We start from the raw sequence: 26,011 nt of genomic DNA on the forward strand, positions 1-26,011 counted from the left end.
CCCGTTCCACCCAAGGCAAGCGGGCGCCCAAATTGCGAGGGGTCCGGATAAAGACTATATTCGGTCATGCGTTACTCGACCCAGGTCAAGCCCATCAGCTACGTCAAGGCGAATGCCGCTCAGGTGATCCAGCAGCTCGCGCAAACCCGGCAGCCGTTGCTCATCACCCAGAACGGCCAGGCGGCCGCCGTCATGCAGGATCTGGCCTCGTACGAGACCGACCAGGAGGCACTCTCTCTGCTGAAGATCATTGCACTGGGCAGGCGCCAGGTCGAGCAAGGCAGGGTCTACACGGTGAAGCAGGCGCTCGCGGCAGTCCGCGGCCGGCGAAAGAAGTGACGCGCCGCTGCCGCGTGATCCTCACGGAAGATGCGGCGCGCGACCTGGATGAAATCTTCGAGTACGTCGCCTTTCACGACGCACCGCAAAAGGCGGAGTATGTGCTGGATCGTATCGGGCGAACGATCGAAAGCCTTGCCACTCTTCCGGAGCCCCATCCCTGTACAAAGGAACTCCTTGCGATCGGCATTCGCGAGTTCCGGGAAACGTACTTCAAGCCATACCGGATCGTGTACGGGATCGACCGCAACGATGTGACGGTCTACCTCATCGCGGACGGCCGGCGAGACATGCACTCTCTGCTGCAAAAGCGACTGCTGCGGCCCTGAGGGCACTGAACGGTCCGAGCACCAACCGCGAACTTCGCGTATCGTCCCGCCCCATGCAGGACAACATCATCCTCACCATCGAAGGCGTCTCCAAGCGCTACGCCTCGGGCTTGCAGGCGCTGCACCAGGTCGACCTGGGCATTCGCCGCGGCGAGATATTCGCGCTGCTCGGCCCCAACGGCGCGGGCAAGACGACGCTCATCAGCATCGTGTGCGGCATCGTCACCGCGACCTCGGGACGCATCGCCGTCGACGGCCACGACATCGTGCGCGACTGGCGGCGCGCGCGCTCGATGATCGGCCTCGTGCCGCAGGAACTCACGACCGACGCCTTCGAGACGGTGTGGAATGCCTGCGCATTCAGCCGGGGCCTCTTCGGCAAGGCGAAGAATCCGGCGCACATCGAGAAGGTGCTGCGCGCGCTCACCCTCTGGGAGAAGAAGGACAACCAGATTCGCATGCTCTCGGGCGGCATGAAGCGGCGCCTCCTGATCGCGAAGGCCCTGGCGCACGAGCCCAGCGTGCTCTTTCTCGACGAGCCCACGGCTGGAGTCGATGTGACGCTGCGCCAGGAAATGTGGCAGCTCGTGAGGAGCCTGCGCGACACCGGCGTCACCATCATCCTCACCACGCATTACATCGACGAGGCCGAGGAGATGGCCGATCGCGTCGGCGTCATCGACAAGGGGCGGCTCGTGCTCGTGGAAGACAAGGTGACGCTCATGCGCAAGCTCGGCAAGAAGCAGCTCACGCTGCAGCTCGCGCACGCGCTGTCCGCCGTGCCGGCGGCGCTCGCGGCGCGCGGCATGCAGCTCGCCCCCGGCGGGCAGGCACTCGTGTACACCTACGACGCGCAGGACGAACACCCCGGCATCGCCGAGCTGCTGGAGGAGCTCGACCGCGCGGGCATCGCCTTCAAGGATCTGCAGACGAGCCAGAGCTCGCTGGAAGACATCTTCGTGGGGCTTCTGAAGGCCGAGGAGGAGCGCGCATGAACATCCCCGGCATCCGCGCGATCTACACGTTCGAGATGGCGCGCACCTTCCGCACGCTTTTGCAGAGCATCGTCTCGCCCGTGGTGAGCACCGCGCTCTACTTCGTGGTGTTCGGCTCCGCGATCGGCTCGCGCATTCCCGAGGTGGGCGGCGTGAGCTACGGCGCTTTCATCGTGCCCGGGCTCATCATGCTGTCGCTGCTCACGCAAAGCGTCACCAACGCGTCGTTCGGCATCTACTTTCCGAAGTTCACGGGAACGATCTACGAGCTGCTCTCCGCACCGGTGTCTCCGCTGGAAGTGGTGGTGAGCTACGTGGGCGCGGCGGCGACCAAGAGCGTCATGCTCGGGCTCATCATCCTCGCGACGGCCGCCGCGTTCGTGCCGCTCAAGATTCTGCACCCGGGCTTCATGCTGCTCTTCCTGGTGCTCACGGCGGTGACTTTCAGCATGCTCGGCTTCATCATCGGCATCTGGGCCGACGGATTCGAGAAGCTGCAGTTCATCCCCACGCTCATCATCACGCCGCTTACCTTCCTGGGCGGCAGCTTCTATTCCATCGACATGCTGCCTTCGTTCTGGCAGAAAGTGACGCTCTTCAATCCGGTGGTGTACCTGGTGAGCGGCTTCCGGTGGAGCTTCTACGGGCATTCGGACGTGGGCGTGGCATTGAGCCTCGCGATGACGTCGGTGTTCCTCCTCGTCTTCGTGGGCACCGTCGTGTGGATTTTCAGGACGGGGTACCGGCTGAAGAATTGAAGCGCGGGCGGCGAAACGCCCTTCGATTCCCCACCGTAGCGCCGCTGCCGCCGAACTGTGCCTGTGCCTGCGGCCAAGCTGGCGGGGGACCCGCAGGCGCTGCATACTCGATCGTCAAGCTCCTCAAGTTGGAGGAAGCGCGTGCACGGACATCGAACTAGGATTCGCCCACGTCCTCGGGAATCTGAAACGGATTGCGGGCTCGGACCGCACCAGACCTCTTGGCATTCGGAGAGTTCACATGCTTCGCTTTTCCGCCAGAGGCTGTCTGTACCTTCTGACTTGGCTTGTCGTGGCCACTGCGCTCTTCGCGTGCGGAGGAGGCGATACCGACGATTCTCTGAGCGAGCGCGTTCCGCCAAGCGCATTGAATGCCGTCTCGATTCCTTCGTCGCAAGGCTCCAATGAGGCAAAGTCGATCGCGAGACAGGCAGTGGCGAGAGCTCCCACCGCGGATCCGTATGGTGGGGTCGATCCGATCGACGCGGTCGAGCAGCTTTTCAATCTGGTCGAGAGCAGGTTCGCGCAATTCTTTCCATCGCATCGCGTGTCCGCGAACACCGGGCCCTTCGTCTATCGCTTCTATCCGGAAAGCGGCGCCTACATCGCGGTAGCGGTCGGAGACAGGGCATTGGCGGCGGGACTTCCGGACAGCGCCGTCTACGTTCTGGGCGGCGCCTTCGGTTCGACTCCCACTTACGTCGGCCTCCTGCTCCAGTTCATCACGCCGTCGCCATCGTCGCTCGACGGAATGCCCGCTATCGAAACCACTGCGGCGTCGCCCAACGAGTTCGTCCTCTCGACCGGGTCCCTCATCCAGGAAGCCGCGAATGCCGCGGCCACGGGATCGCGGCCGCTTGCCGTTTCGCAAGGTGTCGATTCGCGCATCTTGTCCGGCGTGCCCTGGATTTCGCAGATGCCTCCGAGCGCGACGAACTACGCGAGCATCTTTTGCCCCTGGTACAAGGACGCCGCCGGCAACACCGTGGGGGGACAATGCAGAAACGTCGACGACGCATCGCTGGCCGGCACGGGCAATTGCGGTCCCACTTCCTATCTGATGGCCGAAGCGTTCATCACGAACCGGCCGCTCACGCAGGCCAATTCCGAGCAGGCCATCGAGCACATGGTGACCTGGCTGGGAGCGCATCCGGAAGTCCACGACGGCTACACTTATAGCCCCAACGCGAGCTATCCCTACTCCGGAACAGGCGTGAGCACGGCGGCCATCAAGGCCTACGCGGAAGCGGACGGCAGCGGCCTCACCGGGCAGTCGGTCACCAATCATTCGCTCGACGGCCTCTATTCGGAACTCAATGCCGGCCGACCGGTGATCGTGCTGGTCTACTTCCAGGCCCTCAGCAACAAGACGTCGGACCAGATGCAGATTTCCGGGGGATTCCACCACTACATGCTGCTGGTGGGCATGGACGATCAATACGTCTACTTGAACGATCCGGGACGGTATTGGAGAGACAGCGCCTACGGAGCCTATCGGAAATTCACCAGAAGCTCGTTCTTCGCAGCCTGGCAAGCGGCAGGCTTCAAGGCCCTCTCCATCTTCTGCAAGACCTGCGCGGGCCCTTGGGGCATTGTCACGTCGACAACGAACCTCGGGACGGCGACCGTCGGTCTGCCGTTCTCCGCAACGCTCGCGAGTTGGGGCGGGGCCGCGCCTTATGCATGGACTTATCGAGTGCCCGGATCCGTCTCCTTCCTTTCGAACCAGACCATCACGGGACTTCGCCTGAATTCCGACGGCAGCATCTCCGGCACGCCTGGGCAGGTCGGTCAGTTCACCTTCGACGCGCGCGTGACCGACGCGACGGGTCGAATCGCTGAGGCCACTGCCACCTTGAACGTCGCGGCTGGAACGCAATTGCCTCCGTTGACGATCACCACACCCCCCAGCCTGCCGAGTGGAAGCATCGGCATCAGCTATTCGCTCAAGCTCTCGGCCTCGGGTTCGTCCAGCGGAACGTACCGGTGGAGCAAGAGCGCGGGGTCTCTTCCGCCGGGCATCGCCATGTCATCGGACGGCACTTTGTCTGGAACGCCCTCGCTAGGAGGAGCGTACGCATTCAGTGCACAGGCGAAGGACGCCTCGGATGGGTCTCGCACCGCGGTCAAGGCCTTTTCGCTGACGGTCGGCTGTAGTGCCAATCAGGACCTCGCGAACGGCGCTTGCGTCACCTCGACCGTCGCCTGCCAGCCGCCACAAGTCGCTCTCGGTGGAATTTGCGTAACGCCGCCCGTCACCTGTACGGGAGACCAGACGCTCGTCGGCGGTCAATGCGTAGCCAGCGCGCAGCACTGTCTCTCGTTCCAGGTCGTTCGAAACGGGGAGTGCGTGACGCCCGGCGTTGCGATCCCCGCGGTGCCTTCGGGTCTCAGTCCTGGGCTGGCGAGTCTGCCGGGACCCATGGTGGCCGGCAGCGCGGTGGTCCTGCGTTGGGCTGCGGTTTCTGGCGCGTCTTCATACAGGCTTGTCGTGCTCGACTACTACGCCAACAGACGCGTGCTGCAGGTTTCTGTGAACGGAGTCACGAGCTATTCGCTGCCGGCGCAGCCCGGAACGGTCTACTCATGGACGGTTTCCGCGTGCAGCGACGGTGGGTGTTCAGCGGCGTCCGAGACTCGCTTCTTCCAGTCCCAGTCGGTCGATACCGTCCCCGTGACCGTTAATTCCATCTCGCCCGTTCGAATGATTGCAGACAATCAGAGTCAGGTCCTGACGATCGCAGGTTCCAACTTTTCCTCCACCAGCGTCGTGCAGATCATGCGAGGGCAAGGCGGACGCGCAAATCTCTGGACGAACTCCAGCGCGGCGCCGACCGTCAACTCGGTGAGCGAGATCACGGCCAGCCTCGTCCCGGGTACGGTCGACGACGTCATCCGCGTGCGCGTTTGCGCTCGCAATGCGTCGACGAATTGCTCGGATGGGTCGCAGTACGTCAGCGTGACCGTAGCGACGGCAGCGCCGAGCATCAGCAGCGTCTCGCCGGGCTCGTATGCCGCATCGTCGTCGAACCAGACGATGACCATCAACGGGTCGAACTTCCAGAACGGGGCGTCGCTCACCTTCGTGACGCCGAGCGGGGGCAGCATCGGCAGCACGGCCAGCAAGCTGACGTTCGTATCGAGCGGGCAGATCAGCTACCAGTTCAACAACGGGAGTGATCGCGGGACATGGTCCGTGAAAGTGAACAACCCCGATGGCAGGAGCTCGTCGGCCGTGAGTTTCCTGGTCCAGTGAAGCAGAGGCTGAAGAATTGAAGTTGCCGATCGGCCGACGCGGCGCTCGCCACCGGCGGCCGCTTCGGCTCACAATGGAGCCGTGAAGCTGCTCGACTTTCTCGAATCCCTCACCGGCACCGCGCCCGAGCGCGGCGAGCTCGCGAATCCGCCGCCGCTCGATCTCGCGACGGCCGTGCTGCTCGTCGAAGTCATGCGCGCCGACCCCGACTTGCAAAGCGCCGAGCGCGAAGCCGTGCGCCGCGCCCTGCGGCAACGGTTCGCGATTTCCGACCGCGACCTGGACTCGCTCGTCGAGCTCGCCGAGCGCCGCTCGCGCGAGGCCAACGACTTCTTCGCCTTTACGTCCGTGCTGAACGACCGGCTCACGCAAGAGGAAAAGGTGAGCGTGGTCGAACAGATGTGGCAGGTGGCCTACGCCGACGGCGATGCGAACCCCTGGGAGCGCAACATCGTGTCGCGCGTCGCGGGACTGCTGCACGTGCCCCACGGCGAGTACATCGCGGCGCGGCTGCGTGCGCGGGCCGCGGCGGGGCTGCAGGAAGGTTGAGGCGGCAAGTGTCCAGCTCAGTAAAAGGAGTCGCCATCATGGCGAAGCGTTCGTTCGTGATCGCGTGCGCGCTGGCGCTGGCCGGATGCGCGGCCGCACCCCCTGTCATGCACGCCGCCTCGCCGTGCGACCTCAGCGAGGCGTCGTACGAGTGCCAGGTCGAGCGGTACCACAACGTCAACGTGCCGTAGCGATGCGCGCCACCGTCACGCCCCTGCGCATCGGCCTCGCCGCGGGCGCATCGGTTTCCGCCGTGCTGCGCACGCCGGAGCAAGCCTCGGCCGTGTTCGTGTTCGCGCACGGCGCGGGCGCGGGCATGAACCACCCGTTCATGGCCGACCTCGCATCCGCGCTCGGCGAGCGAGGCATCGCCACGCTGCGCTACCAGTTCCCCTACATGGAGCAGGGCAGCAAGCGCCCCGACGATCCCGCGACGGCGCAAGCGGCCGTTCGGGCCGCGGCGGCGCAAGCCGCGGCGCACCTGCCGGGCGTGCCGCTCTACGCGGGCGGCAAGTCCTTCGGCGGACGCATGACGTCGCAGGCGCAGGCGTCGCAACCGATCGAAGGCGTGCGAGGCCTTGTCTTCGTGGGTTTTCCGCTGCATCCCGCAGGCAAGCCCGGCACGCAGCGCGCCGCGCATCTGGCGAAGGTGCAAGTGCCGATGCTCTTTCTCCAGGGCACGCGCGATACGCTGGCGGAACTCGAGCTCATCCGCACGACGGTCGCTGACCTGGGCGAGCGCGCGACGATGCATGTCGTCGACGGCGCGGATCACTCGTTTCACGTGCTCGCGCGCTCGGGCCGCACGGATGCGCAGGTGATGGAGGAACTGGCGAATGCGATCGCGGGGTGGATCGCGCGGTAGGGCTGTGCGACTGGGCAAGAGGCGCTCTCGCCGCACTCGTTCAGCCCGCCGGACTCACCGCATACCGAGCGTCCTCAGCCCCGCCGCGAGCGTCTGCCGGCACTTCCAGTACGCCGCCCACGGGTCCTCCTGCTGGAACGACAGGTGTTCACGCGCCGTGCGCACCGTCCACTGATCGCTGCGCTGAAGCGAAAGCAGGTCCTCCCAAGCGACCGGCATCGACACGCCGAGCCCCGGGCGCGAGCGGGCCGAATACGCCGCGGCCGTGGTGGCGCCGTGGCTGTTGCGCAGATAGTCGACGAAGATGCGCCCCACGCGATTGGGCGCGCCGCTTTTCGCGACGAAGCGCTGCGGAATCACCTTCGCGATGTGCTGCACCACCGCTTCGGAAAAGTTCTTCACCGTGTCCCAGCCTTCGCGCGGCGCAAGCGGCACGACGATGTGCAGGCCCTTGCCGCCGCTCGTCTTCAGCCAGCTCTTCAGCTTCAGCTCGTCGAGCATGCCTTTGACGAGCAGCGCGGCTTCCTGCACCTGCTCCCAGCGCACGCCCTCGCCGGGGTCGAGGTCGAAGATCACGCGATCGGGGCAGGCGATGTTGCGCGCACGCGCATTCCACGTGTGGAACTCGATCACGTTCAGCTGCGCCGCGGCGACCAGCGCCTTTCTCGTCGGCACTTCGATCAGCGAGGCGTGCCCGGGCCAGAGGTGCGCGGGCAGTTCGCGCAGGCCCGCGATGCGCTGCTCGTTCAGGTGCTTCTGGTAGAAGAGCTCGCCGCCCACGCCGGCCGGCCCGCGCACGAGCGAACATGGGCGGCCCAACAGGTGCGGCAGCATCCAGCCGGCGACCGACTCGTAGTAGCGCACGAGTTCGAGCTTCGTGATGCCGCTCGCCGCGTCGACCACGCGATCGGGATGCGAGACCTTCACGCCGTCCACGATGCTTTCGCCACCCTCCACGAGCGCGGGCCCGGCCGGCATCACGGCTTCCTCGCGGCGGACTTCGGCGGCCGGCTTGTCGTCGCGCAGCGCGATGAATCTGGCGTGGCGCAACTGCTGCTCGGGCGTCCAGCCGGAGAACGCCACTTCGGCGACGACGCGCGGCCGCACCCAATGCACGGCGACGCCCCGCGCGCTGCCGCGCTGCGCCCGCACGGGTCCGCCGAAGGGCGACGCGTTCACTTCGATCTTCGCCAGATGTTTCTTCAATGCGGATGCGGTGGCCGAGTCCCACCCGGTGCCGACATTGCCCACGTACCGCAGCGTGCCATCGGGCTCGTGCAAGCCGAGCAGCAGAGCGCCGATCTCGGGCTCGCCGCTCGACCGGTCGCTGTAGCCCGCCACCACGAATTCCTGCCGCAGCTTGTTCTTCAGCTTGAGCCAGGTCTCGGTGCGGCGCGATTCGTACGGCGCGTCGCGGCGCTTGGCGATCACGCCTTCCAGCCCCATGCGGCGCGCGGACTCGAGGATCGTCGCCGCATCGGCATCGAACGCTTCGGAAAAGCGCAGGTGCGGCTGCGGCCGATCCTGCATCAGGCGCTGCAGCACCTGGCGGCGCGCGACGAGAGGCACCTTGCGCAGGTCATAGCCGTCCAGATACGCGACATCGAACAGGAAGTAATCGATGTTCGCGGCGCGCGTGTCGTCGATGGCGTTCTGCAGCGCATGGAAGTCGGGCGTGCCGTCGGGGCCGAGCACGACGATCTCGCCGTCGAGCCACGCGCTTTCGAGCCGCAGCGCCGCGATCGACCTCACGAGCGCGGGCAGCTTCGCGGACCAGTCGTGGCCGCCGCGCGTGATGAGCCGCACGTCAGTGCCTTCGACGCGCGCGAGCAGGCGATAGCCGTCGAACTTGATTTCCCAGATCCACTGATCGGACGTCGGTGCGGCAGCGGCGAGGCTCGGCAACTGCGGCGAGAGCTTCTGCGGCAAAGGCGCGCGCACCGCGCCGGCCGGAAGCCCGCCGTCGCTTGCCACGGCTTCGGCCTTCAGCGGCTTGGCGATGACGCTGTCCGGCAGCGCACTCACCACGTCGAATTCCGACCGCGGCCTCGCATGCCGGTCGCGCTTCTTGAAGAGGATCCACGTGTCCTGACGGTCACCGGGCTTGGCGATCCGAACGAGTTCCCACAGGCCGAACAATTTGTGCCCATGCAACCGGAAGACGAGCTTGCCGTCCTTCATGCCCTGGCGCGGATCGGTCGCGGGCTCCCACGTGCCGCGGTCCCAGACGATCACCGCGCCCGCGCCGTACTGCCCCTTCGGAATCGTGCCTTCGAACGTCGCGTACGAAAGCGGATGATCTTCCACGTGGATCGCGATGGGCTTGTCGGCGGGGTCGTAGCTCGGCCCTTTGGGCACGGCCCAGGAGAGCAGCACGCCATCGAATTCGAGCCGGAAGTCGTAGTGCAGACGGCTTGCCCAATGCTTCTGCACGACGAACGTGAGCGCGCCGCCGCTCGCCGCCTCGTCGCCGCCACGCGGCTCCCCCGTGACGTCGAAGTCGCGCTTGGCCCAGTAGCGCGCCAGCGCGCTGGCGGCTTCGGCGGGCGGGGGCTTGCGCGCCGGCATGGCGGGAACCGCGTGCTAGCGCTTCAGCCGCCGGTAAGCGCTGTAGTGGCGCAGCGCGCCGCGTTCGTCGCCCGCCTGGTCGTGAAGCTGCGCGAGGTTGAAGTGCGCATCGGCAAGCGTGGGGTCGAGCGCGAGGCTGCGCTCGTACGCGGCCGCGGCTTCATCGAGCCGCTGGAGCTGGTCGAGCGCCACCGCACGGTTGAAATGCATCAGCGCGGAATCGGGACAGTGCTCGAGCGCCGCGTCGCAAAGGCGTACCAGCTCGCCATGGCGGCCCGCGGCATCGAGCATCGTGCCCAGGTTGAGATAGGCGTCTTCCAGGGCCGGGTCGAGTGCGAGCGCGCGCAGGTACGCCGCTTCGGCGGCGGCGGGGTCGGTGTCTTCCATCGCGAGCGCGCGCTCGAAAAGGGTCCGTGCGTCGGGAGCATCGCCGCGCGGCGACGCGCGTTCCAGCACCGTCACGCTGCCCGCCACGGGGGCCACGTCGAAATCGAGCAGGAGCTGCCCCGTGTCGGCGCGCCAGCGGCCGCTTCGGTCGCGCACGGCCACGTCGGAGCCGATCGCGGTGATGCGCAGGCCCGCCAGCGGCAGTTCTTCGGGCAGCGTGGCCTTCAGACGCGCGAGCGAGCGCAGGATGCGGCGCGATGCGATGCCTGTGGCTTGCAATGCATGCGCGGTGCGCAGCAGCGCCACGTCCTGGAACGTGAAGCGCCATTCGTTGCGTCTGCCGCGCGTGGGCTTGACGAAGCCCGCTTGCACGAGCCCGGCCACGATGTGTCGCGACAGGCCCAGCATTGCCTGGACGCGGCGCAGCGTGAAAGTGGAGCCCTCGCTCGAGAGCGTCACCGGCTCACTTGCGGGCACGAGCCTTGGGCGCGGCGGCTCGCGCGGCCACGGCTTGCGCTGCTGCTTCGCTCGCGGGTGCGGGCGTCGCGGCGCGCTTCGCGCCCTTGCGTTCTTTCGTGGCGACGGCGGGCTGTGCCTCGACCGCGGCCGCTGTCGCCGACTTGGGCGCGGTCAATGGCTTCTTCGCGAGGCTCGCGCGCAACGCCTCCATGAGGTCGATCACCTGGCCGCCCGCGGGCGCGGCTTCCTCGTGCGACGCGGCCACGACCTGCTTGCCCGCGATCTTCTCGTCGATGGCGGCGAGGATGCGCTTTTTCTCCTCGTCGACGTATTGCGAGGGGTCGTAGCTGTCGGTGGAGATCTGCTCGATGAGCTGCAGCGCGAGCTGCAGCTCGCCCGCGGCCACGTCGACCTTCTCGATGTCGAGGTCCTTGTGCGAGCGCACTTCATCCGCGTAGAGCAGCTGCTGCAGCACGAGGCCGTCTTGCGCGGGGCGAATCTGCACGACGTACTGCCTGGACTTCCACTTCCACTTCGCGAGCGCGCAGCGGCCGCTCTCGCGCATGGCCTGCGCGAGCAGCGCATAGGGCTTGCCGCCGCGCTTGTCGGGTGCGAGGAGATAGGCCTTGTCGTAGTAGAGCGGATCCACCGACTTCGCGGGGATGAACGACATGATCTCGATCGTCGGGTCGCTCGATTCCTCCAGCGCCTTCAGCTCCTCCGGCGTGAAGAGCACGAAGCGGTCCTTCTCGAATTCGTAGCCCTTCACCATCTCCGACCGCGGCACGACGACGGCCGGGTCCTTTTCGGAGACGTACTGCTGCTTCACGCGCGAGCCGTCCTTCGTGAGCATGTTGAACTTCACCGAACCCGAGGTCTCGGTCGCGGAATAGAGCTTCACCGGGATCGACACGAGGCCGAAGCTCAAGGTGAGCGAGGCAATCGAACGGGCGGCCATGGCGCTTGAGGGAACTTCGCGAGGGGAGGTGTCAATGGTAGGTGGGGTGGCCCGGCCTGTCACCCGGGCGCCACCCGAGGGCGCCGCAATGTGGGGTTATCGCGACATGGAAGCCGCCGAAGAGGGGCGCTTTCGGCGCTACCTCCGCCGCTGGCTACTGCGCGTCGTCCCGCAGCGACTCGATCACGTCACGGAACTCCTCGCGATTGCGATCGCTGAGGCCCGCGAGCGCTTCGTGCGCGTGCAGGATTCGCTTCTGTGCCGCGGCCGGGTCGCCGCCCGTGCCGAGCGCATAGAGCTCGGGAGAAGCGGGAGCGCTCACGCGGATATTCGCAAGCACCTGCTCCATGCTCAGTTCCTCGAAGAGCGCGCGCACGGCGGGCGACACGCCCACGAGCGTCACGCGGCCGCGCGACACGAGTTCGTGGACGGTGCCGAGGAACGTGCTGTCCAGGTACTCGCAATCCGAGAGATCGAGCACCAGCGCATGCCCCTTCTCCAGCACGGCCTGCGCGGTTTCGTGGAAGGCATCGCATTGCAGCCACGTGGCGCGGCCGCGAAGCGCGAGGTGCGCCGCATGCTCCGTCTCGCCGTAGAAGACGCCCGCGCCTTCGGGGCGCGATGCGCCGGGCGATGCCTCGGCAGCCGGCGCCGAAGCGCCGTTGTCGAACCACGAGACGCCCGCATGCGCCTCGATGAGGAGCAGCGTCACGTCGTCGCGTTCGGTGGCCGGCTGCTGATCGAGCTCGGACAGAATTTCCTGCGCGCTCGCGTGAGGCCCCGACAGCAGGGCCTCCAGCCGCTGAAGGTCCTCCTGTGACCCCGAGGGAAGAAGGCCGTCGGTGTAGAGCAGGATGCGGTCGCCCGCGGCGACCTGGATGCGTTCCTGGCGGAACTGCGCGTCCGGCGCGAGGCCGAGCGCGGGCCCCGTGCGGCGGATGAGGCGTCCTTCGCGGCCGTCGCGCCCCTCGCGCACGTGCAGCACCGGCGGATGTCCCGCCGACGCGAGCGTGAGCGTCGCGTCCGACGTGTCGAGCAATCCGAGCACCGCCGTGAGGAAGAGCCCCGGTGTCGTGTGCGCCTGGCACAGCGACCGGTTCACGGCCTCGAGCACGGACGCGGGCGGCAGCGCGCGGCCCGTCGCGGCGTCCGTGAGGACGAGCCGCTGCTTGAAGAGGACCGAGAGCATCGCCGACGTGACGCCGTGGCCGGTCGCGTCGGCGAGATAGAACGCGAGGTGCCGCTCGCCGAGCCGCACGACGTCGTAGAGATCGCCGCCGACGTGCTGGCCCGGCCGGTAGACGGCCTGGATGCAGTAGCCCTCCATCGGAGGAGGATTGCGCGGCAGCAACGCGCGCTGGATCACTTCGGCGCGCTGCAGGTCGCGCCGCAGGAGTTCGGAGGTTTCCTCGAGCTCCTTCACCTTGCGTTCCAGCTCGCGGTGCAGCCGCGCGTGCTCGGCAAGGAGCCGCCGCTGCTTCAGCGCGTTGTGCACCGACACTTCGAGTTCCTCGGTGCGCGGCGACTTCGCCACGAAATCGAATGCGCCCAGGCGGATCGCGGCCACGGCGGAGTCGAAAGTGTCGAGGCCGGACAGGACGATCCACATCGCGTCCGGCGCGGCTTCGCGGCCCCAGCGCAGCAGCTCCAGGCCGTCCATGCGCGGCATCACGATGTCGGTGAGCACCACGGCGACTTCCGGGTGTTCGCGCAGGATCTCCTGCGCGGCGACGCCGTCGGCGGCTTCGAGCACCGGATCGCAGCCGACGCTTTCAAGCGCATGCCTCGCAAGCATGCGCGTCACGAGTTCGTCGTCCACCACCAGCGCGACAGGAGAAGGAGCAGCAGAAGGAGATGGAGAAGGAGAAGGAGTGGCTTCGCGATTCATGCCGTGTTGCGATGTGCGGATGGCATTCATTAAAAACTATTCTGCGAGTGCGCGGGGGCGAATGGCAAGCCGCGTGGCCGGCTGCCACGCTACGGTCGAGCGGCGCGGGTCGGCGCGCGGGTCGGCGCGCAGGTCGGCGCGCAGGTCGGCGCGCGGTTCGAAGCGCTCAGGGCGTTTCCCGAGGCGAGAAGAGCGCTTCCATCTCGCGGCGCAGGCGGCAGGCACGCGTTCCCGTGTCCATCGCCACGTCGTCCCACGTGAGGCTTTGCCCCTTTTTCACAGTCCGCACGACCTTCACGCCGTGCGCGAGGCCAAGCGGCAGGCCGCCCATGCGGGCGGACGCCGCGGAAGGCAGCAGCTTGCCCCAGACTGTGTAGCCGCCTTCGCCGTCGAGCAGTTCGCCGGGGGCGAGGTCGCGCTTGGCCGTCGCGACGACGTCCGCATGCCAGCCGTCGGCGACGCCCGTGGCTTCGCCTCGCAGGGCCACGCTCGCGACCGACATGCCCACTTCGAGGCCGATCAGGTGCCAGCGCTTGTAGAGCGTGAAGTAGCGGCCGCTCGGGTCGGTGTGCGCCTGGTATTCCTCGAAGCAGTTGCGGATGTATTCGGTTTCGCCTTCCACCGTCACCCACACGCCCATGCGGATGTCGTAGTCGATCGCGCGTCCGTCGGGTTCGAGGCACGAGATCACTTCGACCATGCCTTTGCGTTCGAGCACGCCGCCTTCGCTTCTCGGCCGCGTCACGAACGGAATGTCGGCGATGCTCGCGCTCGGGTAGAGCAACCCGTTGCCGGGCACCCCGAGTCCGGTGGCGTTGGACACGGCCGCGCTTTCGATGGAGGGCTTGGAGCCATCGAGGAAGCTGTTGAACATCTTCGGATTCAGCCCGCCGCGCTCGGCCTGCTGCGGCGTGAGGCCGTAGTAGCCCCAGACCGTCTCGGGCGTCGACTCGCTGAAGTGCGCGAGCCACTTGTGGCCGCGCCCCGCGGCCACGACGGGAAAGCCGCAGGTGCGGGCCCAGTCCACGAGGTCGCAGATGAGCGCGGGCTGGTCTCCGAACGCGAGCGAATAGACGACGCCCGCCTCGCGCGCCCTGCGCGCGAGCAGCGGCCCGCAGAACGCGTCGGCTTCCACCGTCACGTTCACGACGTGCTTGCGATGATCGAACGCTTCGAGGCAATGATCGACGGCCGCGATCGGGTGGCCCGTGCATTCGACCACCACGTCGATCGCCGGATGCGCGACGAGCGCGCGCCAGTCTTCGCCGACGTGCGTGGCGCCACTGCCGATCGCTTCGTCGATCGATCGGGCCTGCGCCCGCTCGGGTTTCCAGCCGACGCGCGCGAGATTGACGTGCGCGTTTTGCGGCGAGAGATCGGCGATCGCAGCCAGGTGCACGCCCGGCGTGCGCGGCACCTGCGCGAGGTACATGGAGCCGAACTTGCCCGCGCCGATGAGGCCGACGCGGATCGGCCTGCCTTCGGCCTGGCGGTGGAGAAGTTTGCTGTGCAGCGACATGTTCAATATTCTCGTCATTCCCGCTCCCGCTCCCCGTCATTCCCGCGAAAGCGGGAATTCAGGGGACCTTTCACGCCCCCCGAGTCATCGCATCGATCGGCTCCGTCGACGTCGCGAGCGCGCTCGCGGGCATGCCGCCCTTCCAAGGCAGCTCGACAGGATAGTCACGCAGCAGGCAATCGTCCGGCAGGCACTCGATGGGCGCGAAGTCGCGGTGCGCGATGTACTCCGGCCGCTTGAAGCGGCGGATGTGATTGGACACCGCGCAAAGCGACAGGTAGACGCTCACCCGGTTCCACGGCGACAGGTTGCTCGTCGACGCATGCACGAGGCAGCTGTGAAAGAGGATCATCGAGCCCGCCGGACCCTGGGGCGAGGCGATGCCGCATCCGGAGAGACGCCCGTTCTCGTCGTAGCGCCCCTTGCCGCCCGCGCGTTCCACGAGCTTCGCGATCAGTTCGTTGTCCACCACCCACAGGGGATAGCTCGTGGTCTGCAGATCGTGCTTCGCCTCGATCACGCCGCGCTTGTGGCTGCCGGGGATGAACATGAGCGGCCCGTTGAACTCGTTCACGTCGTCCAGGAAGATCGCCACGTTCATCGCGCGCTCGGTGGGCATGAGGTCGTCGTTGAACCACGTGCCGTAGTCCTGGTGCCACTGCCACACGTCGCCTTCGAACGCCATCTTGCCGTTGATCTTGAACTGGTGCATGTAGACAGCTTCGCCGAAGAGATCCATCACGGGCTGCACCATCCGCGGGTGCCGCGCAAGCCGCGCGAATGGCTCGCTGTACAGGTGCGCCGCGAAGTTCGTGCGCACGGCGTCGCTGCCTTTCTCGCGCACGTTGTACGCCTCGCGCCTCGCGTAGATTCCAGGCACGGCGTCCCTGAGCACGCCGATCTCCCCGGGCGAGAAAAGCGAAGGGAAGAAGAGAAATCCTTCGCGGTCGAACCGTTCGAGCTGTTGGGGTGTGAGCCTCATCACCATCTCCTTGGCGCTGCAGTTGTATACCGAATACATGGGTTGCCTCGTGGGGGAACCCCCGAAATCGAAGCCCGGCCGTGCGAGGATGCCGGGTTGGCGGAGGCCGCACATGGACAAAGGCTACGACGGCGCATGGCTCGACCGGATGTACAACAACCGGGCCCGCGTCGCGGATGCAGACGAAAGAATGCAGCGCTGGACGCGCGACTCGGCGCGCGTGCGCGCGGAGCACCGCTGCACGCTCGACATCCCTTACGGCAACGCGCCGGCCGAGCGGCTCGACGTCTTCCCGGCCGAAGGGCGCGGCGTGCCCGTCCTCGTCTTTCTGCACGGCGGCTACTGGCGCGCGCTCGACAAGAGCGATCACTCGTTCGTGGCCCCCGCCTTCACCCGCGACGGGGTGTGCGTCGTCGTGCCCAACTACACGCTGTGCCCGGCGGCGACCGTGCCGCAGATCACGCTCGAGACGGTGCGCGCCGTGGCGTGGGTGGCGCGCAACATCGAGCGCTTCGGGGGCGACCCGACCCGCATCGCGGTCGCGGGCCATTCGGCCGGCGGGCAGCTCGCGGCGATGATGCTCGCTTGTCTGTGGCCGATTCACGATCCGGCGCTCGATGCGCGCACGGTGAGGAACTCCCTCGCGATCTCGCCGCTCCATGATCTCGAGCCTCTCATGCACTGCCCCTATCTGCAAACTTCGCTGCATCTCACGCCCGAACACGTGCGCCTCGCAAGCCCGGCGCGCCTCGCAGCGCCTCCTGGCGGCATGCTGTATTCGGTGGTGGGCGGCGACGAGAGCGAGGAATTCCTGAGGCAAAATCGCCTCATCTGCGAGGCGTGGGGCGGCGAGCGCGTCCCTCTGTGCGAGGCACTCGAGGGGCTGAACCATTTCACGGTGCTCGAAGCACTGGTGGAGCCGGCACACCGCCTGCATCAGCTCGCGCTCGACTTGCTGCAGAACTGAACAACCCCTTGCCTCCTTCCCTCGTGCGTCCCGCCTGCCTCGCTGTTTTGCTGTCGCTCGCGCTCGCCGCGTGCGGTGGCGGCTCGCCCGAGCCGGCCCCCGCTGCCGCGGACCCGCAGGCCGAGGCCGCTTGCGCCCTGCCGATGCAGCAGGAGGTGGTCTCGGCCACGATGCGCAGCATCTACTTCTGGTACGACCACCTCGCCACGCCCGACGCATCGGCCGCGACGATCGCCGGGTATTTCGACTCGCTCCTGTACGAGCCGACGGACCGCTACAGCTTTTCCGAGCCGACCGTCGCCTTCGACGAGCGCACGAATCTGGGCATCAAGGTGGGCTACGGCTACACGCTCGTGTGGCAGGACGAGGCGCATTCGGCGATGCGCGTGAGGAGCGTGGAGCCGCTCGGCCCTGCCGCGGCCGCCGGCCTGCGGCGCGGCGACACCGTGCTGGACGTGAACGGCCACACGCCCGAGGAGATCGCGGCCGGCAATCCGCCTGCCGTTAGCGAGCCCGGCATCGCGCGCCGGATCACGGTGCGCGGCACGGACGGTGGCGTGCGCCTCCTCGAAATGGTTTCCGCGCAGTTCAATCTGACCGTGGTCCCGACCGTGACCACGTTCGACGTGTCGCGCAGCGACGGCTCGCGCGCGGGGGTGGGCTACCTGGACTACCGTTCGTTCGTCGACTACGGCAACCCCGCGCTCGGCGCGGCGATGCAGCGCTTCGCCGATGCGGGCGTGACGGACCTCGTGCTCGACTTGCGCTACAACGGCGGCGGCAGCGTGCCGGTCGCGCGCGACCTCGCCTCCATGATCGGCGGGGCGACGACGGCGTGGCATCTTTTCATGTACCTGCGCTTCAACCCGAAGCAGTATGCGCAGAACCGGTCGTTTCCCTTCCAGCCGCCCGACCCCGGCGTGCTGCCGGGGCCGTCCCTCGAGAACCTGCGCCACCTGATCGTGCTCACGTCGCCGGGCACCGCGTCGGCGAGCGAATCGGTGATCAACGGCCTGAAGCCGTTCATCCCGGTCGTGCTCGTGGGCGAGACGACCTACGGCAAGCCCTATGGGTCGGTCGTGCGGCAATACTGCGGCACGACCTATCACGCGATCCAGTTCACGACGCTCAACGCGCTCGGACAGGGTGACTATGCGCAGGGCTTCGCGCCCGACTGCGTGGTGCCGGACGACCTGGATCACGAACTGGGCGACCCCGCGGAGCGGAAGCTGGCCGCGGCGTTGAACTACGTTCGCACCGGAAGCTGCCCCGTGCGGGCGGCGGGCGCCCGGCCGAAGGGGCCGGCGCGTCAGCCGGTATTCGGTGAAGTCGCCCCGAGCGAAATGTACGTGCGTTGACGCGGTCTTGCTCCCTCTCCCCTCAGGGGAGAGGGTTGGGGTGAGGGGGCGCGCGGACCGTCACATCAGCAGGTGTTCCCCCGCGTTCTCCCCGCCCAGGATCACGTAGTTCACCTTCCGCAGATCCGCGAGCTTCGTCCCGCCCGCATAGGAGATCGAGCTTTGCAGGTCTTCCCGCATCTCCTGCAGCGTGTCCGCAAGCCGGCCCTTCACTTCCTCCAGGATGCGCTTGCCTTCCACGTGCTTGTACTGGCCCTTGTTGAAGTCCGACGCGCTGCCGAAATACTCCTTGTACAGCCGCCCGTCCACTTCCACCGTCTGGCCGGGCGACTCCTCGTGCCCCGCGAGCATGGAGCCCACCATCACCATCGAGGCGCCGAAGCGGATGCTCTTGGCGATGTCGCCGTGCTCGCGGATGCCGCCGTCGGCGATGATGGGTTTGGTCGCCACGCGCGCGCACCACTTGAGCGCCGAAAGCTGCCAGCCGCCGGTGCCGAAGCCCGTCTTCATGCGCGTGATGCACACCTTGCCCGGGCCGATCCCGACCTTGGTCGCGTCGGCGCCCCAGTTCTCGAGATCGATCACGGCTTCGGGCGTGCCCACGTTGCCCGCGATCACGAAGGTGGAGGGAAGCTTCTCCTTCAGGTGCGCGATCATGCCGCGCACCGTGTCCGCGTGGCCGTGCGCGATGTCGATCGTGACGTATTCGGGAGCGAGCCCTTCGGCCGCGAGCTGGTCGACGACTTCGCGGTCGGCGGGTTTCACGCCCACCGAGATCGATGCGTAGGCGCCTTCTGCCTTCATGCGCCGGACGAACTTCACGTTGTCCAGGTCGAAGCGGTGCATGACGTAGAAGTAGTCGTTGGCCGCGAGCCAGAGGCAGATCTTCTCGTCCACCACCGTCTTCATGTTGGCGGGCACCACCGGCAGCTTGAACCGCCGCCCGCCGAATTCCACGCCGGGATCGCATTCCGAGCGGCTTTGCACGCGGCACTTGCGCGGCAGAAGCAGCACCTTGTCGTAGTCGAAGATTTCCATGTCACGCTCCTGAAGGTCGTTGAACAACGATTGAGCGCTTGGACTGTGGGCGCCGGCCGCCGGGCGCGGGAAGCCCCACGAACTTCCCGCAAACGCGAACCGGGCCACAAATGCTTGGGCCCGGTGATTGATTCTAGTCTTCAGGCAACCGGCCGCACGGCGCGCCGCGGCAAAGCCTCTCGGTTCCGGCGGGAGTTCGATATTGTCCAGAATCTTGATTTTGTCTAAAATTCATCATGGACTGTGTAGAAGCTTCGCGAGCCAAACAGAATTTCGGCGAAATGCTCGCCCGCGCCGCACGCGAGCCGGTGGGCGTGCGCCGGCACGGCAAGCTCGTCGCCGCGCTGGTGCCGGCCGATTGGGTGGCGCGCCTGGCGGTGACGGACGAGAGGCGCGCTGCCCGCGAGGTTCAGAAAGCGGTCGAAGCCAGACGCCTCGCGGCGCATCAGCGCATCGGCATCGAGCTGCTCTGCGCCGCGCCCAGTCAGCAAGCCAGGATGCTGCAGGCCGCGCGGCGCGAGGTGGACCGCTGGGAGAGCGAGAGTCTGTGCAGCCGGGATTACATCGACCGCTGGCGCGGGTGGCTGGCGCTTCCCCCACGCAAACTGGTGAAGCTCATGTGTTCGGATGCGGAGGGCTGGGGCGCTGCCATGCGGCAGAACTCGCCATTGACGGCCCAAGCCGCAAGCGAATGAATCTGGCGAGCCTGTTCGAGCTCTTGAAGGCGGCGCGCGCCGAGTGCGCGCACGCGGAGTACGTGGTCATCGGCAGCCTCTCCATCCTCGGCATGAGCGAAGTGAGCGAGTTGCCGCAGGACATGACCCTGTCGATCGACGCGGACTGCTATACGCCCGCGGACCCGGGCCGGATATTCGACCTGGCCGAATCGCTGGGCGAGCACAGTCGGTTCCGCCGCGAACATGGCTACTACCTCGATCCCGTTTCACCGAAGCTCGCGACGCTGCCCGAAGGCTGGGAATTGCGCATGATCCCGCTGGAGCGCGATGGCATTCGGGGCTTCTTCCTCGAGCCCAACGACGCCGCCATCTCGAAGCTCGCGCGCGGCGAACCGCGCGATGTGCGGTGGGTGCGGGCCGGCGTCAGGGCCGGCCTCGTATCGGTCCCCGTGCTGAGGCTGCGGCTGCGGCATACGGACTTCTTCGATGCGGCCGAGCGCGACACGGCGCAGCGCCACGTCGACGCGATTTCCAAAGCGGCGAAGCGATGACGCCGATCTATTCGGCTTCGCAGTGGCTGCGCGCGAGCCCGACGAGCCGGCCCCGCGCGTCTTCCACCAGGCCGACGACTCGCAGCCGCGACGCCTGCGCGCCCTCGTGAATCTGCATCGGCCGCGCCTCCTGCAACGCCGCTGCGGCTCGCACGTCCACGCGCATCGCGTTGCGCACCACCCGGCGCGGCACCGGGCTGCCCGCGGTGCCGGCAGGCAATTCCTCCACCAGCAGCAGCCACGCGCGCGAAGCGCCGCGAGCGGCGGGCATCTCGATGGAGGTGCCGATGTAGTCGTTGACCGGCTCGCCCTGCGCGACTCGCAAGGCGCGCGCGGGCTGCACGGCCCGTGAGCGAACGGCGTCCGTGCGATCCGGCACCGGGCGCCTCAGCATGCGAAGCCGCTCGGCCGCGTCGTCGCTCGCGGCCATCGAAAGCGGCGCGTCGTCGCCCCGGCTGCCGGGCACGATCCAGTCGAGCGAGAGCTCGCCCGGGCGCGCCTTCGGCGTCGCCCGGTCGCGCCAGCAGCCCTCGCAATCGGCGTTGACGAAGCGTTCCAGCATGGCCGACGGGCGCGGCTGCCCGTCGCTCGAGCACAGCGACTGCGCCATTGCGGGAAGCACGGCCGTGCAAAGCAGGGTGAGGACAAGCGTCTTCATGATCGTTTCTACAATGCCCGTATGTTCCCAGAAGTCGCCGACGACCTTCCGCTCTTACACAACCTGAATCCGGAGCAGCGCGCCGCCGTCACGCTCCCGAACGAGCATGCCCTGATCCTGGCCGGCGCGGGATCGGGCAAGACCCGCGTGCTCACGACGCGCATCGCATGGCTGCTCGCGACGGGCCAGGTGTCGCCGGGCGGCGTGCTCGCGGTCACGTTCACCAACAAGGCGGCGCGCGAGATGATGACGCGCCTCACATCGATGCTGCCCGTGAACGTGCGCGGCATGTGGATCGGCACTTTCCACGGCCTGTGCAATCGCTTCCTGCGCGCGCACTGGAAGCTCGCGAACCTGCCGTCGACCTTCCAGATCCTCGACACGCAGGACCAGCTCTCGGCGATCAAGCGGCTCATGAAGCAGCACAACGTCGACGAGGAACGCTTCCCCGCGCGCGAGACGCAGTGGTTCATCGCGGGCTGCAAGGAAGAAGGCATGCGCTCGAGCGCCGTGCCGGTGCGCAACGAGCAGGACCGCAGGAAGGTGGAGATCTACCAGCTCTACGACGAGCAGTGCCAGCGCGAAGGCGTGGTGGATTTCGGCGAGCTGATGCTGCGCAGCTACGAACTCTTGCGCGACAACGACCCCATCCGCGAGCACTATCGCAGGCGCTTTCGCCACATCCTGATCGACGAGTTCCAGGACACGAACAAGCTGCAGTACCAGTGGATCAAGATGTTCGCGGGCGAGGAGAGTTCGGTCTTCGCGGTGGGCGACGACGACCAGAGCATCTATGCGTTTCGCGGCGCGCGCGTGGGCAATATGCAGGACTTCGTGCGGGAGTTCGGCGTGAAGCATCAGATCAAGCTCGAGCAGAACTACCGCAGCTACAGCAACATCCTCGACACCGCCAACGAACTCATCGGCCACAACAGGAACCGTCTCGGCAAGAACCTGCGCACCGAGCAGGGCGCGGGCGAGCCGGTGCGCATCTACGAGGCGCCCACCGACATGGCGGAGGCGCAGTGGATGGTGGAGGAAATCCGCAACCTCGTGCGCGACGGCGTGCCGCGCAGCGAGCTCGCGGTGCTCTACCGCAGCAACGCGCAAAGCCGCGTGATCGAAACGGCGCTCTTCAACGCCGCCGTGCCGTACCGCGTGTACGGCGGCCTGCGATTTTTCGAGCGCGCGGAGATCAAGCATGCGCTTGCCTACCTGCGGCTGCTGGAAAACCCGCGGGACGACACGTCGTTCCTGCGCGTCGTGAACTTCCCGCCTCGCGGCATCGGCGCGCGAACGATCGAGCAGCTCCAGGATGCCGCGCGCGCGGCGGGCTCGTCGCTGCACGATGCGGTGCGGCAGACGACGGGCCGCGCCGGCGCGAACCTGCTCGCCTTCGTGGCGAAGATCGACGCGATGCGCAAGGCGACCGAAGGCCTCACGCTGCGCGAGATCGTCGCGGCGGTGGTGGAGCAAAGCGGCCTCGTCGAGCACTACAAGGGCGAGCGAGAGGGCGCCGACCGCATCGAGAACCTGGAAGAACTCGTGAACGCCGCCGAAAGTTTCGTGACGCAGGAAGGATTCGGGCGCGATGCCGTCGCGCTTCCGGTGGACGAACTCGGCGCCACGCTGCTGCGCCAGTCGCCCGCGAGCCAGGGGCTCGATCCGAGCCTGCCCGAAGCGAACGAGCCCGCGCCGGACTACGTGCCGCCGGATGCGCAGACGGGCGAGACGCTATCGCCGCTCGCGGCCTTCCTCACGCACGCCGCGCTCGAGTCCGGCGACAACCAGGCGTCCTCGGGGCAGGACGCGGTGCAGCTCATGACGGTGCATTCGGCCAAGGGGCTGGAATTCGACTGCGTCTTCATCACGGGGCTCGAAGAAGGGCTTTTTCCGCATGAGAACTCGCTGAACGACCATCAGGGGCTGGAGGAGGAGCGGCGCCTCATGTACGTGGCGATCACCCGCGCGCGCAAGCGGCTGTATCTCAGTCATTCGCAGACGCGCCTTCTGCACGGCCAGACCCGCTACAACGTGAAGAGCCGGTTCTTCGACGAATTGCCCGAGCACGCCTTGAAGTGGCTCACGCCGAAGAACCAGCGGTTCGGCGGCTCGGCGTTCGGATTCGGGATGGGCTATCCGACCTCGCGCGGCGGCGGTGCGTCTTCGTCCTCGTCCTACCAGCGCGAGACTTTCGCGAGTCCGCCGGTGCCGGCGAGGAAGGCCGAGCCTTCGCACGGCCTGAAGCCCGGCATGCAGGTGTTTCACACGAAGTTCGGCGAAGGAACCGTCCTCACGCTCGAAGGCAGCGGCGAAGACACGCGCGCGCATGTCAATTTCCCGAGGCATGGGCCGAAATGGCTTGCGCTCGCGGTGGCGAAGTTGACGCCGGTGGACTGAAGCCTTGCTCTCAGTCCCCCATGTGATGCCACTCATCCTCCGGCAGGCTCTTCAGGAATTCGAGCATCGGCTCGAGGCAGCCGTTCTTGTGGGCCCACTCGATGTGATCGCGCAGCGCCATGCGCTTCGCAAGCGCGGGCGTGCGCTTCCACGCGTCGCCGGTGAGCGGCGCGCCGGGCAGATCGGCCGCTTCGGGTGCCCACTGCGGCATCTGCCCGAAGAGCTCCGCCCAGCGCCGCGGCTTCGGGCAGACGCGGTTGTTCTTGCGGGCTTCGACCATCGCCGTTTCGGCCGTGAGGCGCTTGCCGCGTCCGGCCTGCGAGATGTCCTTCGCGGTCGATAGCGCCGCCGGCCGCGTCTTGGCGTAGCGCGGATCGATGCCGTCGGGGGGCATCGGCGCGGTCATGGGCCCCGTGGGCGCGAACTGCCGGTCGCTCTGTTCGAGCGCCTGGTTCCATTCCACCCAGCCGGTTTCGTCACTCATCTCTTGCGCCTCGCCGCCAGGGATGCTGTTGCCGAGGGACGCCCTGCGCTTCGCGGACTTGGAATCGGTCTTCACGCGGATTTCTCCATCACGCGCGGATTATCGGGCGAACGCTTTCAACGCGCTGACTTCCGGGCGACGGGCGGCGCTCCCCCGGGCGCAGCGGCGGCCGTCCCGCTAGACTCGCCCGGTGAACCCCGATGCCGCACAAATCTGGCGAGCGCCCCGCTGGGCGCTGGCCGCCCTCCTGGCCGTCCTCGCGATGATCGGCCCGTTTTCGATCGACACGTACATCCCGGCCTTCTCGGGCATCGCGCACGCGCTCGACGCGACGCCGGTGCAGATGCAGCAGACCTTCTCGGTCTACCTCTTCGGCTTCGCCTTGATGAACCTGCTGCACGGCGCGCTGTCCGACAGCTTCGGCCGCCGGCCCGTGATCCTCGCCGGCACCGCCGTCTTCACGCTCGCATCGGTGGGCTGCGCGCTCGCGCACAGCATCGGCCAGCTCGTCTTCTTCCGCGGGCTGCAGGGCCTCGCGACGGGCGCGGGCATCGTCGTCTCGCGGGCCGTCGTGCGCGACATGTTTCCGCCCGCGGACGCGCAGAAGGTCATGAGCCAGGTCACGATCTTCTTCGGCGTGGCACCGGCGGTCGCGCCCATCGTCGGCGGGTGGCTCTTCGTGCAGATCGGCTGGCAGGCGATCTTCTGGTTCCTGGTGGCGGTGGGTGTCGCGCTGTGGGTGGCGACGTACCGGCTGCTGCCGGAGACGCTGCACGTGACGCACCGGCAGTCCTTCCACCCGGCCAACCTGTTGCGCGGCTACTGGCAGATGGGGACGAGCCCGCAGTTCGTGCTGCTCGCGCTCGCAAGCGGCGTGCCGTTCAACGGCATGTTCCTCTACGTGCTTTCGGCGCCCGCCTTCCTGGGCGAGCACCTGCACCTGGAACCCACCCAGTTCTTCTGGTTGTTCGTCCTCACCATCGGCGGCATCATGGCGGGCTCGTGGGTGAGCGGGCGTGCCGCGGGCCGGATGCTGCCGCGCCGGCAGATTCGCTGGGGCTTCGGGGTGATGGCACTCGTCTCCGTCGTGAACGTCCTCGCCAACTTCCTGTTTCCCGCGCACGTGTCCTGGGCGCTGCTGCCGATCGCCGTCTTCGCATTCGGCTGGGCATTGATGGTGCCGGTCGTCACGCTGCTCGTGCTCGACCTGTTCCCGGACCGGCGCGGAATGGCGTCCTCGCTGCAGGCCTTCGTCGGCTCCGCGGCCAACGGCGTGGTGGCGGGTGCCGTGGCGCCGGTCGTCATGCATTCGACCCGGGCGCTCGCCCTCACGTCGATCGGCTTCATGGCGATCGGGCTCGTGGCGTGGATTTGGCTTCGCAGGCGCTGGCCCGACACCGGGGCGGGCGCGCATGCCCCCGCGGCGGCCTGACGACTTGCGCGCCAGGTTGTAACGGCGGGCCGAACCGTTGACGCGGCCGGTCCGGCGGGCGGACACTCGACCCCCAATGCACGCCCAGACGAGGAGAGCGACATGAACATCACCCGGCAGATCATGGCCGCCGCAGCGGCGCTCGCGATCGCGGCGCCGCTCTTCGCGGCCGACACGCCCGACAACAGTCGCCCGGCCGCCGCGCGCGAGCCGAGCGTGCGCGAGCGCCTCGCCAACGCGCGCAAGCTGCTCGACCAGAAGCGGTTCGACGCGGCGATGACGGAGCTCGACGCCGTCGTCGACCGCGACCCCGACAACGCGGATGCGCACAACCTGCTCGGCTATAGCTGGCGCAAGCGCCCCAATCCAGACCTGGTGAAGGCGATCGAGCAGTACCAGATCGCGCTGAAGATCAACCCCGACCACCTGGGCGTGCACGAATACATCGGCGAGGCCTACCTCATGAAGAAGGACCCGGGGCAGGCCGAGAAGCACCTGGCCGAGCTGGAGCGAATCTGCGGCAACCGCACGTGCGAGCCCTATCGCGAGCTCGCCAAGTCCATCGCCGACTACAAGACGAGAAACTGAGACGCC

The 26,011-nt window shown here is 67.3% G+C and carries 24 protein-coding genes; 15 read left to right on the forward strand and 9 right to left on the reverse strand.

All coding sequences use genetic code 11. The features are described 5' to 3' along the window. The first annotated feature begins 66 nt into the window (after nt 1-66). From VHA82_RS23050 to VHA82_RS23085, 8 genes are all read left to right on the forward strand, one after another. On the forward strand, nt 67-339 hold the full coding sequence (locus VHA82_RS23050; RefSeq protein WP_325547518.1) for a type II toxin-antitoxin system Phd/YefM family antitoxin: 273 nt from the start codon (nt 67-69) through the stop codon (nt 337-339). Continuing rightward, nucleotides 336-668: a type II toxin-antitoxin system RelE/ParE family toxin gene (locus VHA82_RS23055; RefSeq protein ID WP_325547519.1), complete on the forward strand. Its 333-nt coding sequence runs from the start codon at nt 336-338 to the stop codon at nt 666-668. Before VHA82_RS23050 ends, VHA82_RS23055 begins: the two co-directional genes overlap by 4 nt. A gap of 53 nt (nt 669-721) precedes the next feature. Next, complete coding sequence (locus tag VHA82_RS23060; protein WP_325547521.1) at nt 722-1,663, forward strand: ABC transporter ATP-binding protein; 942 nt, start codon at nt 722-724, stop codon at nt 1,661-1,663. Further along, nucleotides 1,660-2,421 (forward strand): ABC transporter permease, encoded by a 762-nt coding sequence (locus tag VHA82_RS23065; RefSeq protein WP_325547523.1) that lies wholly within the window; start codon nt 1,660-1,662, stop codon nt 2,419-2,421. Before VHA82_RS23060 ends, VHA82_RS23065 begins: the two co-directional genes overlap by 4 nt. A 241-nt stretch (nt 2,422-2,662) precedes the next feature. Continuing rightward, on the forward strand, nt 2,663-5,677 hold the full coding sequence (locus tag VHA82_RS23070; protein ID WP_325547525.1) for a C39 family peptidase: 3,015 nt from the start codon (nt 2,663-2,665) through the stop codon (nt 5,675-5,677). A gap of 81 nt (nt 5,678-5,758) precedes the next feature. Further along, nucleotides 5,759-6,226 carry a TerB family tellurite resistance protein gene (locus VHA82_RS23075; protein ID WP_325547527.1) on the forward strand — a complete coding sequence of 156 codons (468 nt, stop codon included), beginning with the start codon at nt 5,759-5,761 and terminating at the stop codon, nt 6,224-6,226. 38 nt (nt 6,227-6,264) lie between these two features. Then, nucleotides 6,265-6,417, forward strand: coding sequence for a hypothetical protein (locus VHA82_RS23080; RefSeq protein ID WP_325547529.1), 153 nt, complete (start codon nt 6,265-6,267; stop codon nt 6,415-6,417). A 2-nt stretch (nt 6,418-6,419) separates the two neighbouring features. Further along, nucleotides 6,420-7,091, forward strand: a complete 672-nt coding sequence (locus tag VHA82_RS23085) for an alpha/beta family hydrolase (RefSeq protein ID WP_325547531.1) — start codon at nt 6,420-6,422, stop codon at nt 7,089-7,091. Nucleotides 7,092-7,145: 54 nt separating this feature from the next. Here the strand turns inward: VHA82_RS23085 and ligD are convergent, their stop codons facing one another. The 6 genes from ligD to VHA82_RS23115 all read right to left on the reverse strand — a co-directional run bounded on the left by ligD (nt 7,146) and on the right by VHA82_RS23115 (nt 15,852). Beyond that, nucleotides 7,146-9,659, reverse strand: coding sequence for a DNA ligase D (ligD, locus tag VHA82_RS23090; RefSeq protein ID WP_325547533.1), 2,514 nt, complete (start codon nt 9,657-9,659; stop codon nt 7,146-7,148). A 15-nt stretch (nt 9,660-9,674) separates the two neighbouring features. Then, a complete protein-coding gene (locus VHA82_RS23095; protein WP_325547535.1) occupies nt 9,675-10,505 on the reverse strand; it encodes a tetratricopeptide repeat protein in 831 nt (276 codons plus the stop codon). A 4-nt stretch (nt 10,506-10,509) separates the two neighbouring features. Continuing rightward, nucleotides 10,510-11,463 (reverse strand): Ku protein, encoded by a 954-nt coding sequence (locus tag VHA82_RS23100; RefSeq protein WP_325547537.1) that lies wholly within the window; start codon nt 11,461-11,463, stop codon nt 10,510-10,512. A gap of 154 nt (nt 11,464-11,617) precedes the next feature. After that, nucleotides 11,618-13,381 (reverse strand): SpoIIE family protein phosphatase, encoded by a 1,764-nt coding sequence (locus VHA82_RS23105; protein ID WP_325547540.1) that lies wholly within the window; start codon nt 13,379-13,381, stop codon nt 11,618-11,620. A gap of 136 nt (nt 13,382-13,517) precedes the next feature. After that, complete coding sequence (locus VHA82_RS23110) at nt 13,518-14,870, reverse strand: NAD(P)H-dependent oxidoreductase (RefSeq protein ID WP_325547542.1); 1,353 nt, start codon at nt 14,868-14,870, stop codon at nt 13,518-13,520. A gap of 70 nt (nt 14,871-14,940) precedes the next feature. Beyond that, nucleotides 14,941-15,852 (reverse strand): phytanoyl-CoA dioxygenase family protein, encoded by a 912-nt coding sequence (locus VHA82_RS23115; protein WP_325547646.1) that lies wholly within the window; start codon nt 15,850-15,852, stop codon nt 14,941-14,943. A 112-nt stretch (nt 15,853-15,964) separates the two neighbouring features. Between VHA82_RS23115 and VHA82_RS23120 the strand changes: the two genes are divergently transcribed. Beyond that, entirely contained in the window at nt 15,965-16,819 is an 855-nt protein-coding gene (locus VHA82_RS23120; protein ID WP_325547544.1) for an alpha/beta hydrolase, read from the forward strand. 8 nt (nt 16,820-16,827) lie between these two features. Beyond that, a complete protein-coding gene (locus VHA82_RS23125) occupies nt 16,828-18,177 on the forward strand; it encodes a S41 family peptidase (protein WP_325547547.1) in 1,350 nt (449 codons plus the stop codon). A gap of 60 nt (nt 18,178-18,237) precedes the next feature. On the opposite strand, the gene VHA82_RS23130 is transcribed toward VHA82_RS23125, so the two are convergent. Further along, complete coding sequence (locus VHA82_RS23130) at nt 18,238-19,215, reverse strand: GMP reductase (protein ID WP_325547549.1); 978 nt, start codon at nt 19,213-19,215, stop codon at nt 18,238-18,240. Nucleotides 19,216-19,496: 281 nt separating this feature from the next. On the opposite strand from VHA82_RS23130, the gene VHA82_RS23135 reads away from it, so the two are divergent. Both VHA82_RS23135 and VHA82_RS23140 read left to right on the forward strand, forming a co-directional pair. Beyond that, nucleotides 19,497-19,910, forward strand: a complete 414-nt coding sequence (locus VHA82_RS23135; RefSeq protein WP_325547551.1) for a hypothetical protein — start codon at nt 19,497-19,499, stop codon at nt 19,908-19,910. Beyond that, on the forward strand, nt 19,907-20,443 hold the full coding sequence (locus VHA82_RS23140; protein ID WP_325547553.1) for a DUF6036 family nucleotidyltransferase: 537 nt from the start codon (nt 19,907-19,909) through the stop codon (nt 20,441-20,443). The genes VHA82_RS23135 and VHA82_RS23140 overlap by 4 nt, the downstream gene beginning before the upstream one ends. A 7-nt stretch (nt 20,444-20,450) precedes the next feature. Here the strand turns inward: VHA82_RS23140 and VHA82_RS23145 are convergent, their stop codons facing one another. Further along, nucleotides 20,451-21,101, reverse strand: a complete 651-nt coding sequence (locus tag VHA82_RS23145; protein ID WP_325547555.1) for a hypothetical protein — start codon at nt 21,099-21,101, stop codon at nt 20,451-20,453. Between the two features lie 21 nt (nt 21,102-21,122). Between VHA82_RS23145 and VHA82_RS23150 the strand changes: the two genes are divergently transcribed. After that, nucleotides 21,123-23,501: a UvrD-helicase domain-containing protein gene (locus tag VHA82_RS23150; protein WP_325547557.1), complete on the forward strand. Its 2,379-nt coding sequence runs from the start codon at nt 21,123-21,125 to the stop codon at nt 23,499-23,501. Nucleotides 23,502-23,511: 10 nt separating this feature from the next. Here the strand turns inward: VHA82_RS23150 and VHA82_RS23155 are convergent, their stop codons facing one another. Then, the gene (locus VHA82_RS23155; protein WP_325547559.1) at nt 23,512-24,060 is read right to left on the reverse strand and encodes a hypothetical protein; all 549 of its coding nucleotides are present in this window, start codon (nt 24,058-24,060) and stop codon (nt 23,512-23,514) included. A gap of 115 nt (nt 24,061-24,175) precedes the next feature. Here VHA82_RS23155 and VHA82_RS23160 point away from each other — a divergent pair, with 115 nt between their 5' ends. Together VHA82_RS23160 and VHA82_RS23165 are read left to right on the forward strand one after the other, a co-directional pair. After that, nucleotides 24,176-25,417, forward strand: a complete 1,242-nt coding sequence (locus tag VHA82_RS23160; protein ID WP_325547561.1) for a multidrug effflux MFS transporter — start codon at nt 24,176-24,178, stop codon at nt 25,415-25,417. 102 nt (nt 25,418-25,519) lie between these two features. Continuing rightward, entirely contained in the window at nt 25,520-26,005 is a 486-nt protein-coding gene (locus VHA82_RS23165; RefSeq protein WP_325547563.1) for a tetratricopeptide repeat protein, read from the forward strand. Nucleotides 26,006-26,011 lie beyond the last annotated feature (6 nt).

The sequence above is a fragment of the Ramlibacter sp. genome, from assembly GCF_035548915.1.
In the GTDB taxonomy this organism is placed as follows: Bacteria; Pseudomonadota; Gammaproteobacteria; order Burkholderiales; family Burkholderiaceae_C; genus Ramlibacter.